Source organism: Pseudomonas sp. RP-B7, from assembly GCF_059803535.1.
Map to the genome: position 1 here is coordinate 1 of NZ_JAPFHC010000036.1, position 15,636 is coordinate 15,636.

Annotated in this window: 18 protein-coding genes; 14 read left to right on the top strand and 4 right to left on the bottom strand. The window is 60.8% G+C overall.

Annotation, left to right across the window (positions count from 1 at the left end; genetic code table 11):
* Nucleotides 1-304 precede the first annotated feature (304 nt).
* The 4 genes from rhtA (at nt 305) to OPU96_RS24620 (ending at nt 3,122) form a co-directional block, all read left to right on the top strand.
* Nucleotides 305-1,192 (top strand): threonine/homoserine exporter RhtA, encoded by an 888-nt coding sequence (rhtA, locus tag OPU96_RS24605; RefSeq protein WP_305392361.1) that lies wholly within the window; start codon nt 305-307, stop codon nt 1,190-1,192.
* 164 nt (nt 1,193-1,356) lie between these two features.
* Nucleotides 1,357-1,638 carry a hypothetical protein gene (locus OPU96_RS24610; protein ID WP_192301238.1) on the top strand — a complete coding sequence of 94 codons (282 nt, stop codon included), beginning with the start codon at nt 1,357-1,359 and terminating at the stop codon, nt 1,636-1,638.
* 111 nt (nt 1,639-1,749) lie between these two features.
* Nucleotides 1,750-2,481 (top strand): SDR family oxidoreductase, encoded by a 732-nt coding sequence (locus OPU96_RS24615; protein WP_226455511.1) that lies wholly within the window; start codon nt 1,750-1,752, stop codon nt 2,479-2,481.
* A gap of 47 nt (nt 2,482-2,528) precedes the next feature.
* Nucleotides 2,529-3,122 carry a 2-hydroxychromene-2-carboxylate isomerase gene (locus tag OPU96_RS24620; protein WP_498559860.1) on the top strand — a complete coding sequence of 198 codons (594 nt, stop codon included), beginning with the start codon at nt 2,529-2,531 and terminating at the stop codon, nt 3,120-3,122.
* Here OPU96_RS24620 and OPU96_RS24625 read toward each other — a convergent pair.
* The 3 genes from OPU96_RS24625 to OPU96_RS24635 all read right to left on the bottom strand — a co-directional run bounded on the left by OPU96_RS24625 (nt 3,115) and on the right by OPU96_RS24635 (nt 6,635).
* Nucleotides 3,115-4,923 (bottom strand): aminopeptidase P family protein, encoded by a 1,809-nt coding sequence (locus OPU96_RS24625; RefSeq protein ID WP_498559861.1) that lies wholly within the window; start codon nt 4,921-4,923, stop codon nt 3,115-3,117. The two genes, OPU96_RS24620 and OPU96_RS24625, sit on opposite strands and share 8 nt — an antisense overlap.
* 49 nt (nt 4,924-4,972) lie before the next feature.
* Nucleotides 4,973-6,133, bottom strand: a complete 1,161-nt coding sequence (locus tag OPU96_RS24630; protein WP_498559862.1) for a cysteine desulfurase family protein — start codon at nt 6,131-6,133, stop codon at nt 4,973-4,975.
* A 232-nt stretch (nt 6,134-6,365) separates the two neighbouring features.
* The gene (locus tag OPU96_RS24635; RefSeq protein ID WP_192301233.1) at nt 6,366-6,635 is read right to left on the bottom strand and encodes a hypothetical protein; all 270 of its coding nucleotides are present in this window, start codon (nt 6,633-6,635) and stop codon (nt 6,366-6,368) included.
* A 398-nt stretch (nt 6,636-7,033) separates the two neighbouring features.
* Here OPU96_RS24635 and msuE point away from each other — a divergent pair, with 398 nt between their 5' ends.
* From msuE to OPU96_RS24655, 4 genes are all read left to right on the top strand, one after another.
* Complete coding sequence (msuE, locus tag OPU96_RS24640) at nt 7,034-7,597, top strand: FMN reductase (RefSeq protein ID WP_498559863.1); 564 nt, start codon at nt 7,034-7,036, stop codon at nt 7,595-7,597.
* 9 nt (nt 7,598-7,606) lie between these two features.
* Entirely contained in the window at nt 7,607-8,749 is a 1,143-nt protein-coding gene (ssuD, locus tag OPU96_RS24645; RefSeq protein WP_226455506.1) for an FMNH2-dependent alkanesulfonate monooxygenase, read from the top strand.
* 162 nt (nt 8,750-8,911) lie between these two features.
* Nucleotides 8,912-10,099 carry an acyl-CoA dehydrogenase family protein gene (locus OPU96_RS24650; RefSeq protein WP_226455505.1) on the top strand — a complete coding sequence of 396 codons (1,188 nt, stop codon included), beginning with the start codon at nt 8,912-8,914 and terminating at the stop codon, nt 10,097-10,099.
* A gap of 12 nt (nt 10,100-10,111) precedes the next feature.
* Nucleotides 10,112-11,215: a sigma-54 interaction domain-containing protein gene (locus tag OPU96_RS24655; RefSeq protein ID WP_498559864.1), complete on the top strand. Its 1,104-nt coding sequence runs from the start codon at nt 10,112-10,114 to the stop codon at nt 11,213-11,215.
* On the opposite strand, the gene OPU96_RS24660 is transcribed toward OPU96_RS24655, so the two are convergent.
* Nucleotides 11,204-11,569 carry an antibiotic biosynthesis monooxygenase gene (locus OPU96_RS24660; protein ID WP_192301228.1) on the bottom strand — a complete coding sequence of 122 codons (366 nt, stop codon included), beginning with the start codon at nt 11,567-11,569 and terminating at the stop codon, nt 11,204-11,206. The two genes, OPU96_RS24655 and OPU96_RS24660, sit on opposite strands and share 12 nt — an antisense overlap.
* 101 nt (nt 11,570-11,670) lie before the next feature.
* Between OPU96_RS24660 and soxR the strand changes: the two genes are divergently transcribed.
* The 6 genes from soxR to OPU96_RS24690 all read left to right on the top strand — a co-directional run bounded on the left by soxR (nt 11,671) and on the right by OPU96_RS24690 (nt 15,620).
* A complete protein-coding gene (gene soxR, locus OPU96_RS24665) occupies nt 11,671-12,111 on the top strand; it encodes a redox-sensitive transcriptional activator SoxR (protein WP_192301227.1) in 441 nt (146 codons plus the stop codon).
* An 84-nt stretch (nt 12,112-12,195) separates the two neighbouring features.
* Entirely contained in the window at nt 12,196-12,657 is a 462-nt protein-coding gene (locus OPU96_RS24670) for a VOC family protein (RefSeq protein ID WP_226455503.1), read from the top strand.
* A 344-nt stretch (nt 12,658-13,001) separates the two neighbouring features.
* Nucleotides 13,002-14,204, top strand: coding sequence for a PepSY-associated TM helix domain-containing protein (locus OPU96_RS24675; protein WP_498559865.1), 1,203 nt, complete (start codon nt 13,002-13,004; stop codon nt 14,202-14,204).
* A complete protein-coding gene (locus OPU96_RS24680; RefSeq protein ID WP_192301224.1) occupies nt 14,201-14,737 on the top strand; it encodes a PA2404 family protein in 537 nt (178 codons plus the stop codon). The genes OPU96_RS24675 and OPU96_RS24680 overlap by 4 nt, the downstream gene beginning before the upstream one ends.
* The gene (locus OPU96_RS24685; RefSeq protein WP_498559866.1) at nt 14,734-15,063 is read left to right on the top strand and encodes a hypothetical protein; all 330 of its coding nucleotides are present in this window, start codon (nt 14,734-14,736) and stop codon (nt 15,061-15,063) included. The genes OPU96_RS24680 and OPU96_RS24685 overlap by 4 nt, the downstream gene beginning before the upstream one ends.
* Entirely contained in the window at nt 15,060-15,620 is a 561-nt protein-coding gene (locus OPU96_RS24690) for a DUF6162 family protein (protein ID WP_498559867.1), read from the top strand. Before OPU96_RS24685 ends, OPU96_RS24690 begins: the two co-directional genes overlap by 4 nt.
* Nucleotides 15,621-15,636: the final 16 nt, after the last annotated feature.

Consider the following 15,636-nt stretch of genomic DNA (forward strand, 5'->3'; position numbering starts at 1 on the left):
TCTTTTTCAACTTCCTGAGCGCTTCGATGAACTGAAGCAACCTGCTGCCGAAAACTGCGTAACTCATTGTTTACCAAAGAGTTTTCCGTTTCGACTGCGCCGGAAGTGGGGCGAATTATAGACATCCAGAATCTGCCGTCAACCATTAATTTGTTTTTACTATCAATTAGCCTGAAAACCGCCAAAACCACTCTATATAGAAAGGACAACGCCAATGACTGAGCAATATATTGCTCAACGCTAAACAGTTGAGCATCATAGCGCCCTACGCCACTCTTAAAATGATCTCGGACACCCCCTCTCAATGACCATCTCTTCTCGCAGCCTGGCCTCGACATTATTCCCTGTCGGCCTGCTGTTGATCGCCATGGCTTCCGTGCAGACCGGCGCTTCGCTCGCCAAAAGCATGTTCCCTATCGTCGGTGCACAAGGCACCACCGCCCTGCGCCTGATTTTTGCCAGCGTGATCATGCTGCTTCTATTACGCCCCTGGCGCGCCAAGCTGACAGCCAAATCCTTGCGTACCGTCGTCGTCTACGGCCTGGCATTGGGAGGCATGAACTTCCTCTTCTATATGTCCTTGCGCAGCGTGCCCTTGGGCATTGCGGTAGCACTCGAATTTACCGGCCCTCTCGCGGTAGCGATATATGCCTCACGGCGCGCGGTGGATTTCCTCTGGATCGGCCTTGCCATCATTGGCCTGCTGTTGTTGATCCCTACAGGAGAAACCAGCCACGGCATCGACCTGATCGGCGCCGCCTACGCACTCGGCGCAGGCGTCTGCTGGGCACTCTATATTCTGTTCGGCCAGAAAGCAGGTAACGACAACGGCGTCCAAACAGCTGCCCTCGGCGTGATGATTGCCGCGTTGTTCATTGCGCCAATCGGAATCGTCCACGCCGGCGCCGCATTGCTGACCCCTGCACTGATTCCGATCGCTATCGGCGTCGCCATCCTGTCCACTGCCCTGCCCTACACACTGGAGATGGTCGCGCTGACACGTCTCCCCGCCCGCACCTTTGGCACGCTCATGAGTATCGAACCGGCATTCGGCGCACTTTCAGGCCTGCTCTTCCTGCAAGAACACCTCTCCCTCGCGCAATGGCTGGCCATTACCTGCATCATCCTGGCGTCTGTCGGGGCGACGCTGACGATGGGCAGCGGCTCCAAACCGCTGGTTCCTGCCGATTGAGTCATATCGAAATGTAGCTCTGGTATTTGCCGCTTATTTAGGCCATGTTAAAGCCGCAAACGAATGTCATTCATGGAGACTTTCGACAAGGACAGCGCGAACGCTACACTCGAGAGCGAGTAGAGCCAGCTTCAAGTATTGCGAAGCGGCTATTAAGGATGGGAATGAAGCGAATTTTGATGCTGTTGATGATCGTGGCGATTGCCGGCTGTGCCGCGACCACCAAGACAGAAGTAAAACGGGGCAAAAAAGGGCTGCATATCAACTGTTCCGGCCTGTCGTCCTCCTGGGAGCAGTGCTACACCAGTGCAACCAACTCCTGCGGCGCCAAAGGCTACCGGGTTATCGCCAAGTCGGGTGACAACTCCGAAGAGCCAGGGGACTACCCCTTCGGCCTCAACCCCGCCGGCTACACCAGCCGCAGCATGATCGTCATCTGCAAGTAAACGACCGAGCAGTCAGCCTCCGACTGCTCATCTTAAATTCCTGATACATACCCAGCCCCTCGCGGTGTTGCGTCTAGACTCCTGCTCGACAATCGAGCCAACGGAGTTCCCATGACACACAACAAGAAAATCGTATTGGTAGTGGGCGCCGGTGATGCCACCGGCGGCGCCATCGCCAGGCGCTTCGCCCAGGAAGGGTATGTGGCCTGTGTCACCCGTCGTAGCGCCGACAAATTACAACCTCTGGTCGACAGCATTCACTCGGCCGGCGGCGAAGCCCATGGCTTTGCCTGCGACGCACGTAAAGAAGAAGACGTGATCGCGCTGATCGAGAAAATCGAAACCGAGCTCGGCCCCATTGAAGCGTTCGTCTTCAATATCGGCGCCAACGTGCCCTGCAGCATCCTTGACGAAACGGCGCGCAAGTATTTCAAGATTTGGGAAATGGCCTGTTTCTCAGGCTTCTTGAACGCCCGTGAAGTCGCCAAACGCATGGTCACCCGTAACCGAGGCACTATCCTGTTCACCGGCGCTACCGCCGGTTTACGCGGCGCAGCAGGTTTCGCCGCGTTCGCCGGGGCCAAGCACGGGATCCGCGCTCTGGCACAAAGCATGGCGCGAGAACTGGGCCCGAGAAATATCCACGTCGCCCACGTGGTGGTCGATGGCGCCATCGATACCGACTTCATTCGCGACAACTTTCCGCAAAAGTATGCGCTCAAGGACCAGGACGGCATCCTCAACCCCGAACACATTGCCGAAAACTATTGGTACCTGCATAGCCAACCCAGAGACGCCTGGACCTTCGAGCTGGACCTGCGCCCCTGGAATGAACCTTGGTAAGCACGCCCCATAACCATAACCATAACCATAAGCAGCGAGCATCGATCATGAGCAAAACCCTGGAGTTCTTTTTCGACCTCGGCAGCCCGGCCACCTATCTCGCCTATACCCAACTACCGGCACTGTGCGCTGAAACCGCGGCGCAACTGGTGTACCAGCCCATGTTGTTGGGTGGCGTATTCAAGGCCACCGGCAACGCATCGCCGATTATGGTCCCCGCCAAAGGTCGCTACATGCTGGATGACCTGGCGCGATACGCCCAACGCTACGGCGTGACGCTCAAGTTCAACCCGCACTTCCCGATCAACACCCTGGTGCTGATGCGTGCCGTCACCGGCATGCAGATGCGCCAACCCGAGCGCTTCGACGATTTTGTCGATTGCCTGTTCCATGCCCTCTGGGTCGAAGGTCTGCACCTGGGCGATCCAGCCGTCGTGGCCAGTGTCCTTGCCGGGCATGGTTTTGATCCAGAGCAGGTCCTGGCCCTGGCCAACGATGACGATGTAAAAACCGCCCTCAAGGACAAAACCGAACAAGCCGTTCAACGCGGCGTGTTCGGTGCGCCCAGCTTCTTTGTAGGCAACCAGCTGTTCTTCGGTCAGGACCGTCTGGAGTTTGTGCGCGAAGCCCTGATCAAATAGCCGCCGTACGCACCTGCAACCACTCCAGCGCGGCGCCACTGAGCAACGGGCTGAGGCGCTCGCGCACTTCGGCGTGGTAGGCGTTGAACCACTCACGCTCATCCGCCGTCAGCAGCGAAAGCTCCAGGCAACGGGTGTCGATCGGGCACAGGGTCAGGGTTTCAAACTTGAGGAACTCGCCGAATTCGGTCTTGCCCGCTTCCCGGTTCAACACCAGGTTCTCGATACGCACGCCCCAGCGTCCCGGACGGTAAGTGCCCGGCTCGATGGAGGTGATCATGCCCGCCTGCATCGCCGTTTGCGGCGCAGCGGCCGCCTGATAGGCGATCACCTGCGGGCCTTCATGCACGTTGAGGAAATAACCTACACCGTGCCCTGTACCATGGCCGTAGTCCACGCCTTCAGCCCAGATCGGCGCACGTGCGATGGCATCCAGCAGCGGCGACAGGATGCCCTTGGGAAAATGAGCGCGAGACAAGGCGATCACGCCCTTGAGCACACGAGTGCAGTCACGCTTCTGCTCCTCGCTCGGCGAACCGATTGGCACCATCCGCGTGATGTCGGTTGTACCGCCCAGGTACTGGCCGCCCGAATCGATGAGCAACAAACCGTCGCCTTCGATCAGCGCGTGCTCTTCCTCGGTTGCGTGGTAATGCGGCATCGCGCCATTGGCGTTGAATGCAGCGATGGTATTGAAGCTCAGCGACACATACCCAGGACGACGCGTACGCGCAGCGGTGAGGTGTTCGTCGATGGTCAGCTCGGTGATGCGCTCGCGCCCCAGCGCACTGTCCAACCAGGCAAAGAACTCACACAGCGCGGCCCCATCCTGCTCCATCGCCTGGCGGATGTGTTGCGCATCCGCCAGGCTCTTGCGGGACTTGGCCAGTGTGGTCGGGTTAATGCCTTCCACCAGCTTGACGCCAGCATCGAGGTTCTCCAACAGCCCAGCCGTCACGCGCGCAGGATCAACCTGCAAAGTGGCACCCGATGGCACCGCACGCAACGCATCCGCCACTTCGCTGTAGTCGCGCAAGGTTACGCCGTCCTGCTCCAACACCGCGCGCAACGCAGTGTCGACCTTACTAAGCGCCACAAACAAAGTGGCCTGTTGTTGATTGATCAACGCAAAGGACACAAACACCGGGTTAAACGAAACATCCGCGCCACGCAGGTTGAACAGCCACGCGATGTCATCCAGGGTGGCGATGAAGTGCCACTCAGCACCCTTCTCTTTCAGACTGGCACGCAGCGCCGTGAGCTTTTCGCCACGGCTGACGGTGGCCTGCGGCGGCAAGTGCTGATAGATCGGTTGGTCCGGCAGCGGCGGGCGATCTTGCCAGACGTCGTTCAGCAGGTCGATGTCGGTGCGCAGGCGTGCGCCGCGTTCTGCCAGTTTTGCACCCAGGGTCCGCGCCGAAGCCACGGCCATTACCGCACCATCAACCGCCACTACCGCACCTTCCGGAGTTTGCTCGGCCAACCACTCCAGCGGCCCTGGTTGGCCCGGTTGCAGTTTCACCAACTCGATACCGCTGCCCTTGAGTTCCTTGGTTGCCTGTTCCCAGTAGCGGCTATCGGCCCACACACCGGCGAAATCCGCAGTGACAATCAACGTCCCCACCGAACCATGGAACCCCGACAACCATTGCCGTCCCTGCCAATAACCTGGCAAGTACTCGGACAGGTGCGGGTCGGCCGACGGCACCAGCAGGGCGTGGATGCCCTCGCGGCGCATCAGTTCGCGGGTCTGCGCCAGGCGCTGGGGAACCGTTCCATGGGTCAAGGGCTGCGTACTCATTGTGTCTCCTGCTAACCACGAATAATTATTATGTGTTGCGAAAAATGGCTCAGACCGCCCAGAACGCCGGTGCACTGGCGAATGCCGCCTTGATCAACTGCACGGCCTGATCAATATCCTGCTCGGTGGTAAACCGTCCGAGGCTCAAGCGAATGGTACGCCCGGCGCTGCGCGCATCATGCCCCAGCGCCAGAAGTACGTGGGACGGTGCATTGCTTGCCGAATTACAGGCCGAGGTCGCAGAAAACGCCATGCCCGCGCTCAAGGCCGCAGCGTTGAATTCACCTTCGCCAAATGTGAGGCTGAGGGTATGGGGAATACGCTGGGTGGCGCTGCCATTGAGGCGCACACCGCCAACCGACTCCAACTGCTCCAGCAGACGTTGGCGCAACCCCACGATCACAGCCTTCTCTTCGACAAAAGACGCCGCTGCCAGCGCGAATGCCATGCCCATGCCAGCAATCTGATGGGTCGCCAGGGTGCCGGAGCGCAAGCCGCCTTCGTGGCCGCCGCCGTGAATCTGCGCCAACACCTTCTGCTGCGCCCGCGGCCCCACATACAACGCGCCGATGCCCTTGGGGCCATACAGTTTGTGCGCGGAAAACGACATCAAGTCCACCGGCCACTCACCCAGGTCAATCGCCACCTTGCCCGCGCCCTGCGCAGCATCCACGTGCAACAACGCACCGTGTTCACGCACCCGCGCGCCAATGCCCGGAATATCGTTGAGTGTGCCCAGTTCGTTGTTCACCAGCATCAGCGATACCAGGAAGGTGTCTTCACGCAACGCTTCGCTGACCGCATCGGCGCTGATCAGCCCATCGGCGTCCGGCACCAGATAGGTCACGGCCACGCCGGCTTCCTGCAGTTGCCGCGCGGTATCCAGGGTGGCCTTGTGCTCGATCTGGCTGGTGATGATATGCCCGCCCGCCACGCCCCGTGCCTGGGCCACGCCCTTGATCGCGAGGTTGTTCGATTCCGTCGCGCCGGAAGTCCAGACGATTTGCTCAGGCGCGGCACCGACCAGTTCGGCAACCTGGCGACGTGCCTGCTCGACCGTTTGCCGGGCGGCTTGGCCGAACGCGTGGGAACTGGACGCAGGGTTGCCGAAATTAGCGTTGAAACCCAGGCAGTCAACCATGACCTGGATGACCCGCTCATCCACCGGCGTGGTGGCGGCGTAGTCGAAATACAACGGACGTTTATTCATGAGATTAAAGACTCGCAGAGCAGGTTCCCGAGAGCAGCGTCTCAGGGGCATCGACCGGGACAGAGGTCGTCAGGTTTAACCGATCGGATGCCATTAAAAAAGGACCACTTTAGGCAAATGTGCGTAGGAACGCTCCTGAAATTCAGCTTAACAGGCTGAAGTCGCCCCATGGAAAACAAAAACCCGAGGTTCCTTAAGGGAAACCTCGGGTTCTTCGCTGCCAATGCCCCACTCAACTGGGACGACCATGCAGGGTTACGCTGCGTTCGGCGTTCATTTCACCCTGGCGATCGAAGCTGTAGGACTTTTGTGGCTGCCCCAACAGTGCCGCACGCTGCTGTTGGTATTCATCAAACGACAAGCCGCGACGGCTCAGCGCTTCAAGGGCCAACTGCCTGCTTTCTTCCACCGAATAGGGACGCAACTCAGGCGCAGGATGAGTCGCACACCCGGCGACGACGGAAGTGACAAGCAATAAGGCAACAGCAAGCAATCGGTTCATGGTGGCGGCTCTGCGAAGTGGGTTTCGAGTCAATGAACACAGGCTACTCCCGCCCCTGGGCAGGGAAAAATCACCTGCCGTGATAGTCGCTATCAGCCGCCGAGGCACCTTCGATAGCTACGCCTTTTATATTCTTTATCGATCTATAAATATGGAAATACGTTCATTTACGGAATAACCCTAACCCTCTATAAATGGCAACACACCCAACGGGCACTGTTCGCCACGCAACTGTTGCCCAGGCAACAGCCATTCAACAAATCAGCAGGCCGACAACACCAGGAGTTTCCAGCACTGAGCCCACAGCCCACGCCACTCAAGGCCCGCAGCCTTTGGTACAGCTCTTGCTCAACACGCTGCACACCTGCTGTGAACCACTGTTGAAAAAGGAACTGTTCATGACCCGTCCCCTGAATGTCGTTGCCCTCTCCGGCGGAACCTGGCGCCCGTCCCGTACCCTCGTATTGACCCAGGCCGTGCTGGCGGAACTCGCCACCCTGCTGCCCATCCAGACCACCTTGATCGAGTTGGGCGACATTGCCCGGCCACTGGGCGGTGCGCTGTCCCGCGACGAATTGCCGGCCGAGGTCGAAAGCCAACTGTTGGCCATCGAGCAGGCCGACCTGCTGATCGTCGCTGCGCCGGTGTATCGCGGCTCCTACCCGGGCCTGCTCAAACACCTCTTCGACCTGGTCGGCCTCAACGCGCTGATCAACACCCCGGTGCTGCTGGCCGCCACCGGCGGCAGCGAACGCCACGCATTGGTCCTCGATCACCAGTTGCGTCCGCTGTTCAGCTTCTTCCAGGCATTGACCTTGCCGATTGGTGTGTACGCCACCGAAGCCGACTTCACCGACTACCAAATAACCAGTGAGCCCTTGAAGGGCCGTATCCGTCTTGCGGCAGAACGCGCTGCACCGTTGTTTGCAGCGCACTTCCCCTCCCTGCTGAAAATCGCTTAAGGATTTGTCATGGATGTTTTCTGGTTTCTGCCGACTCACGGCGACGGTCATTACCTGGGCACTACCCAAGGTGCACGGCCAGTCACCCTCAATTATCTGAAGCAAGTCGCGCAAGCGGCTGACAGCCTGGGTTACCACGGCGTGCTGATTCCTACCGGACGCTCGTGCGAAGACTCCTGGGTCATCGCTTCCGCGTTGGTGCCGTTGACCGAACGCCTGCGCTATCTGGTAGCGATCCGCCCCGGGATTATTTCTCCGACCGTTTCAGCACGCATGGCCGCAACCCTGGATCGCCTGTCCAACGGCCGCCTGCTGATCAACGTGGTCACCGGCGGCGACCCCGACGAGAACCGCGGCGACGGCAGTTTCCTCGACCACAGCGAACGCTACGAAGTCTCCGACGAGTTCCTCAAGATCTGGCGTCGCGTGTTGCAGGGCGAATCGGTGGATTTCGAAGGTAAACACCTGCGCGTGCAGAACGCCAAGGCCCTTTACCCACCCGTGCAGAAGCCCTACCCACCGCTGTATTTCGGTGGGTCCTCCGACGCGGCCCACGACCTCGCCGCCGAGCAGGTCGACGTGTACCTGACCTGGGGCGAGCCGCCCGCTGCCGTCGCGGAGAAACTCGCGGATGTGCGTGAGCGCGCCGCCCGTCACGGCCGCACCGTCAAGTTCGGCATTCGCTTGCACGTGATCGTGCGCGAAACCGAAGAAGACGCCTGGAAAGCCGCCGACAAACTGATCGAGCACATCAGCGATGAAACCATCGCCGCTGCGCAAAAATCCTTCTCGCGCTTTGATTCCGAAGGCCAGCGTCGCATGGCCGCCCTGCACGACGGGCGCCGCGACAACCTGGAAATCGCCCCCAACCTGTGGGCCGGTGTCGGCCTGGTGCGCGGCGGTGCCGGCACGGCGCTGGTGGGCAACCCGCAACAGGTCGCGGCACGCATCAAGGAGTACGCCGACCTGGGCATCGAGAGCTTCATCTTCTCCGGCTATCCGCATCTGGAAGAGGCATATCGCTTTGCCGAACTGGTGTTCCCGCTGTTGCCGGAGCCATACGCCAGCCTCGCCGGGCGCGGTATCACCAACCTCACTGGTCCATTCGGCGAAATGATTGCCAACGATGTACTGCCCACGAAAAAGGCTTGAGGGCCGTGAGAGCGGCTTTATGTGGGAGCGGGCTTGCCCGCGATGCAGACACCTCGGTATGTCAGTTAGCCCGAGGTGATGCTATCGCAGGCAAGCCAGCTCCCACAAAAGCCCGCTCCCTCATTTGGCCTTCATTACCAAATCGATAGTGAGGAAACCCGCGTGACAGCCAAACCCCACAGCGTCCTGCCTTCCCCCTTGCAGACAGCCAAACTGCTGGCCGCCGAATTCGCCCTCAGCGCCGTCGAACGCGACGAGCGCGGCGGCACGCCCAAGGCCGAACGCGACGCGCTGCGCCACAGCGGCCTGCTGGCCCTGAGTATTCCCACCCAATACGGCGGCCTCGGCGCACGTTGGAGCGACACCCTGGGCGTCGTGCGTGAATTCGCCAAGGTCGACAGTTCCATCGCCCACGTCTTCGGCTTCCACCACCTGATGCTCGCCACCGTGCGCCTGTTTTCGCGCCCGGACCAATGGCAACCTTGGTTCGAACAGACCGCACGCAAAAACTGGTTCTGGGGCAACGCCCTCAACCCGCTGGACACTCGCACGGTGGTCAAGGACTTCGGTGGCTGGCGTGAGTTCTCCGGCAAGAAAAGTTTTTGCTCCGGCGCCAGCGATTCGGAAATGCTCATCGCCTCGGCGGTGGATGAAAACGCCGGCGGCAAACTGCTGATCGCCGCCATCCCGAGCGGGCGCAGCGGCATCACCCTGCACAACGACTGGAACAACATCGGCCAGCGCCAGACCGACAGCGGCAGCGCCAGCTTCGAGCGGGTCCGCGTCGAAGAGTCGGAACTGCTGCTCGATCCCGGCCCGCTGAGCACGCCCTTCGCCTGCCTGCGCCCACTGATCGCGCAGTTGACCTTCACGCACATGTTTCTCGGAATTGCCGAAGGCGCCTTCGAAGAAGCGCGCAACTACACCCTCACCGAAACCCGTGCCTGGCATAAATCCTCCGCCGCCGAGGTGCGCAACGACCCGTACGTGCTGCATCACTACGGCGAGTTCTGGGTGGCCTTGGAAGGCGTGCGCCTGTTAGTGGAACGTGCCGCCGATTTGCTCGACCAGGCCTGGGCCAAAGGCCCCAACCTCCGTGAACACGAACGTGGCCAACTGGCGATTGCCATCGCCACCGCCAAGGTCGCCGCCACCCGCCAGGGCCTGGAGTTGTGCAGCCGGCTGTTTGAAGTCACAGGTGCACGCTCCACCCACGCGTCGCTGCGCCTGGACCGCCACTGGCGCAACCTGCGCACCCAGACCCTGCACGATCCAGTGGACTACAAACTCCATGAACTGGGGGACTGGGCGTTGAACCAATCCCTGCCGACTCCGACGTTCTACTCCTAAGAAGAGGTGCCCATGCAGCTTTTAACCTTACCGCCCTCGCCCGCCCTTGCGACCTCGATCCGCGCCACTGCCCAGGTCTTCGAAGACCCCAAATCCCAGGCGCTGCTCGACCACATCCAGCAAGTGGCGCCCAGCGAAGCCAGCGTGTTGATCATCGGCGAGACCGGCACCGGTAAAGAGCTGGTGGCACGGCATATCCACAACCTCAGCGCGCGGCGCAACCGGCCATTCGTGGCGGTGAACTGCGGGGCGTTCTCCGAATCCCTGGTGGAAGCCGAACTGTTCGGCCATGAAAAAGGCGCCTTCACCGGCGCCCTCAGTGCCAAGGCCGGCTGGTTCGAGGAGGCCGACGGCGGCACCTTGTTTCTCGACGAGATCGGCGATTTGCCGATGGCGATCCAGGTCAAGTTGCTGCGCGTCCTACAGGAGCGCGAAGTCGTACGCCTGGGTTCGCGCAAGAGCATTGCGATTGATGTGCGTGTATTGGCGGCGACCAACGTGCAACTGGAAAAGGCCATCAACGCCGGGCATTTCCGCGAAGACCTCTACTACCGCCTCGACGTGGTCAGCCTGGAACTCAGCCCACTGCGCGAACGCCCCGGCGACATCTTGCCGTTGACCCGGCATTTCATCGAAGCCTACAGCCAGCGCCTGGGCTACGGGCCGATCACGATCAGCCGCGAGGCCGAACACAAGCTTAAAAGCTACAGCTGGCCGGGCAATATCCGCGAGCTGGAAAACGTGATTCACCACACCTTGCTGATCTGCCGCAACGGCGTGATCGAACGCGACGACCTGCGCCTGTCGAACCTGCGCATCGAGCGCCAGGACGACAGCCAGCACGCCACCGACAACAGTGCCGAAGCGCTACTGGAGCGAGCCTTCCAGAAACTCTTCGAAGAACAGGCCGGTGCCCTGCACGAAAAGGTCGAGGATGCACTGTTGCGTGCCGCCTATCGTTTCAGCCACTACAACCAAGTGCACACCGCCAACCTGCTGGGCCTGAGCCGCAACGTCACACGTACACGCCTGATCAAGATCGGCGAGCTGGCGGTGAACAAACGTCGCCCGAGGGAAAACGTGCAAGGCGAACGGATGTTGCACTTATCCATTTAGGCGGCAGTGCAACGCATCGTCATGACTGCGCTCGAAACTGCGCAGCACCTGGAACGAACCAAAGGTCACGGCCGTGGCCTGGTGGGCGCGAATCAGCGTCCAGAAATCATCCTCGCCGTGCTCAAAGCGCTGGAACGCCGCCTCGCCATCCTCGCGGGACTGCCATTGCAGACAATTGAGCACCCGCCGCCCGTCATCGCTGACCTGCACGCTCGCACTCAAAAAACCGCCATGGTCCTGGGCCAGGCGTTCGCTTTGGATGGACAACGCCGCCACCAGGGCAACTTGCTGCCGGGGTTCGATGTGAAATTCGATCAGTTGAGTGAAACCGCGATTCTTCTCTGATACCTGCATGAACACTCCCCTTTCTCTGTAGGCAGAATCTTGCGATTCGATGCCACGCAGGGTAAAACCTCTAGTTAACTAGAGGTCAAGCGCTGTTTCGGAGTTTATGCATGCTCAACAAGGAACTCACTGTTGGCCAACTGGCCGCCCGCAGCGGCGTGGCAGTCACGGCCCTGCACTTCTACGAGGCCAAGGGCCTGATCAAAAGCAATCGTAACGCGGGCAACCAAAGGCGTTATCCACGGGATGTGCTGCGACGGGTGGTGGTGATCAAGATCGCACAGCGTTTGGGGATTCCCCTGGCAACCATTGGCGAAGCGCTGCATGCCTTGCCGGATGGGCGCGCACCAACGGCCAAGGATTGGGAGCGGCTATCCGCGTTGTGGCGTGAAGACCTCGACGAACGGATCAACAAGTTATTGCTGCTGCGCGACAAGCTCAACGGCTGTATTGGCTGTGGGTGTTTGTCGTTGGAAGCATGCCCGTTGCGTAATCAGGGTGATCAACTGGGTGAGCGCGGGCCGGGGGCGCAGTTGCTGGAGCCCACGTGAAGGGCCAGTCAATGTGGTTGCCACGAAGGTGTGACCTATAGTGAAAAGGCCGTCCCTCCAAAACCACCATCTAAGGAGAACGAAATGAGCGTCAAACCTATCCCCGAGGGCTTTCAGAGCATTACCCCATACCTGGGCATCGAAAAAGCCGCCGAAGCGATCGAGTTCTACAAAAAAGCCTTCGATGCTATTGCGGTCATGCGCCTGGACATGCCCGACGGCAAGGTCGGCCATGCGGAACTGCGCATCGGCGGCTCGCCGATCATGCTGGGCTCGCCCTGTGATGAAAGTGCCTTTGGCAGCCCGCGCGATGGGCATACCAGCGTCGGCATCCACCTCTATGTGAACGACGTCGACAAGCAGTACAAACAAGCCATCACCGCCGGCGGCACCGTGATCTCTGAACCCAAGGATCAGTTCTACGGCGACCGCTGCGGCACGCTGAAAGATCCGTTCGGCCATGTGTGGTTTGTGGCCACCCACAAAGAAGACCTGACCGAAGCGCAGATCCGCCAACGCGCCATGGAAATGTTCCAGCAAGGCTGAGACTCCACGAGCAACACCATCACAATGTGGAAGGGGGCCTGCCCCCTCCCACGCGTTCACCCTTGCCCCGTGTGATTCCAGGATGCAGGTACTCAGCATCAGGAGTCCCTGCATGTTCGCCGGCCTCGAAAAACACAGCTGCCACCTCAAGGCAGGATAAAGCCCTGCTGCGGGGTGATCACGTGTTCGCTCACAGGCCACTGAAACATTTACTTTCATTTATCGGTTAGGGATTTCTCATTCTCATCCGTCTTAACTTAGATACAGCCCGTCGCGTCAGCAAAAGCTACGACCGGCCTTTCCCGGGCCTCCATCGCCCCCCTCCGATCAAGACCCGCATTCACATGTCGAAGAAGTCACGCTCAAAACTCTGGTTTCTCGTACATAGCTGGCTGGCATTGCCCATCTGGTTCTTTGTACTGATCGTCTGCGTCACCGGCACCCTGGCGGTGGTCAGCCAGGAGATCGTCTGGCTGGCAAACCCGGATATCCGCGCCAGCAAGCCATCGGACGATGCCGAACCGCTGAGTTATGATCAGGTGATCGCCGCCATCAAGCGCGATGAGCCCCAGGTGTTCGTCCAGTCGATCAGCCGTCCCGACGAATCGCATTTCGCCCTCAGCGTCGACCTCAGCTACCCGGATGGGCGCTCGGTGGAGGTCTACGTCAACCCGTATACCGGCAAGATCCAGGGCATCAGCCCGTCCTTCAACTTCCAGGCCTTTACCCGCGCCCTGCACGGCTGGTGGCTGGTGCCGTTCACCAATGGCTACAGCTGGGGCTGGTACCTGGTGTCGGCGCTCGGCATTCCGTTGCTGGCGTCGTTGGTAACCGGGTTGGTGGTATACAAGAAATTCTGGAAAGGCTTCCTGCGCCCGACCCTGCGGGTGCGCCACGGTGCGCGGATCTTCTGGGGTGACTTCCACCGCCTGAGCGGGATCTGGTCGATCTGGTTCATCCTGGTGATCGCTGTCACCGGCATCTGGTTCCTGATCCGCGCGATCCTGGGGGACAACCAGATTTCGATCTCCACGGAGCCTGTGATCCCGGTGATTGCCCGGGAAAAGGTGCCCATGTCGCAGCCCGGCGTGCCGGCACCGATGATTCCGGTGGACGAGGCAATCAAGATTGCCACCCAGCGCATCCCGGGCCTGGAGGCGAGTTTCGTCAGCCTGCCGCTCAACGCCTACAGCCACCTGCAGATTGGTGGCCGCGGCTGGTACCCGCTGATGTACCAGACCGCACAGATCAACCCCTACGACGGAGAGGTCGCCGCCGTGCACCTGCTTTCCGACCGTTCAAAGCTGGAGTTCGTCACCGAGTCCATGCGCCCGCTGCACACCGGCGACTTCGGTGGCCTGTGGATCAAGCTGATCTGGGCGTTCTTCGGCCTGATCATGAGCATGATGGTCTTGAGCGGCCTGCTGATCTGGACCAAACGCACCGCCCTGGCCACCCTCAATGCCCTCAAGCGCGAAGCCAAGACGCAACGCGCGCCGGCTGCTATCCCGGCCATGCAGGCTGAAACTTCGGAGGCCCGCCCATGAGCAAGGTCCTTGCCGCACCGCCTTCGCCCCTGCGGGCCTTTTGGCTGAAGTGGCGTTTTCACATCAATGTCCTGCTGTTGCTGATCCCTCTGGGCTTCATGCCCAAATACTTTGCCGACGCCGCGTTGTTCCGCGGTGACAGCGGTATCGGCGAACGCGTAGCCGGTGACGTGCAGGTCGGGCCCTGGAGCCTGACCCTCGCCGAGTTTCGCAATGAAGGCCCGAGCCCGGACCCGGCAGGCCCGATGAAGTTCTTCAACGCCGCCCTGTGCGACACCTGTGCCGAGCAGGTCAAGGCCACTTACCTGCGTATCGGCAAGCCTCGCAGCCTGCGGGCTGCCGGGGTGATCTTCTTTGGCACGCCGTACCGCATGGGTGCCGCCCTGCCGGTGCCGGAACGCACGCCGGTAGACGCCGAAGTGTGGATCACCATGGAAGGCTGGGACGGCAGCATGCACCAGGGTTCCATCCCGCTGAGCCAGGCCTCGCCTGCCACCATTGCCTGGCTGAACAAGCAAGGAGTTAAACCATGACTTTGATGCGCCTGACGCGCGCCTGCGCGGCCCTGTTGATCGGTGCCGGTTTCAGCACCCTGGCCCTGGCCCACAACCCGATGTGCGAATGCAAGGAAATCCCCGGCGAGCAGATCCAGTGCAAAGGCGGCTTCTCCGATGGCAGCGGCGCGCCCGGCGTGACCCTGGATGTGATCGGCTACGACGAAACCATCCTGGTGCCCGGCAAGCTCGGCCAGGATTCGACCCTGACCTTCAAGAAACCCTCCGCGGAGTTCTACGTGCTGTTTGATGCGGGCCCTGGCCACGTGGTGGAAATCGACCAAGCGGACATCCAGCCACAATGAGTACCACACAGGTTGTCCGCCCCGCCGGGGCCGGCCACGAAACCCTCTACGTCCTGCTGCTGTGCCTGATCATCCTCGCGGTGGCGGGCTCGGTGATCGCGTTGCACGGCGAAACCCAGACCGTCGCGGCCGTGCCCAGCCATCAACTCGACGCACGCCGCGACCTGAGCGCCGCCGAGCAAGGGATCTACGCCGACCTGCGGGTGACCCTGGATGAAATCCAGTTGCTGCAGCAGGAACACAGCGCCCTGCCAACGCCCGCGCAATTGGCCGAAGAAGGCTTCGCGCCCTTCGCCCAGGACGCCAGTTCAGTCAGCCGCGGCGACCATCGCTGGCAGGTGCTGGAGCCATCGTCCTACCTGGGCCTGAGCCAGGCGCCGGGCACCGCCGGGTCGCTGCTGATGCGCGTGCACGGTACCGAGCCGGATGTCTGGCTCAATCGCAGCGCCAACCTGGCCGCTCCTTCCGACCTCTCTGACCAGGCGCTGATCGCAGCCGGCTGGCAACAGGTGGTCACGCAATTCGATGCCGGCGTGACGCGCCAGCACCGCCACTGAACGAGAAGACCGATTG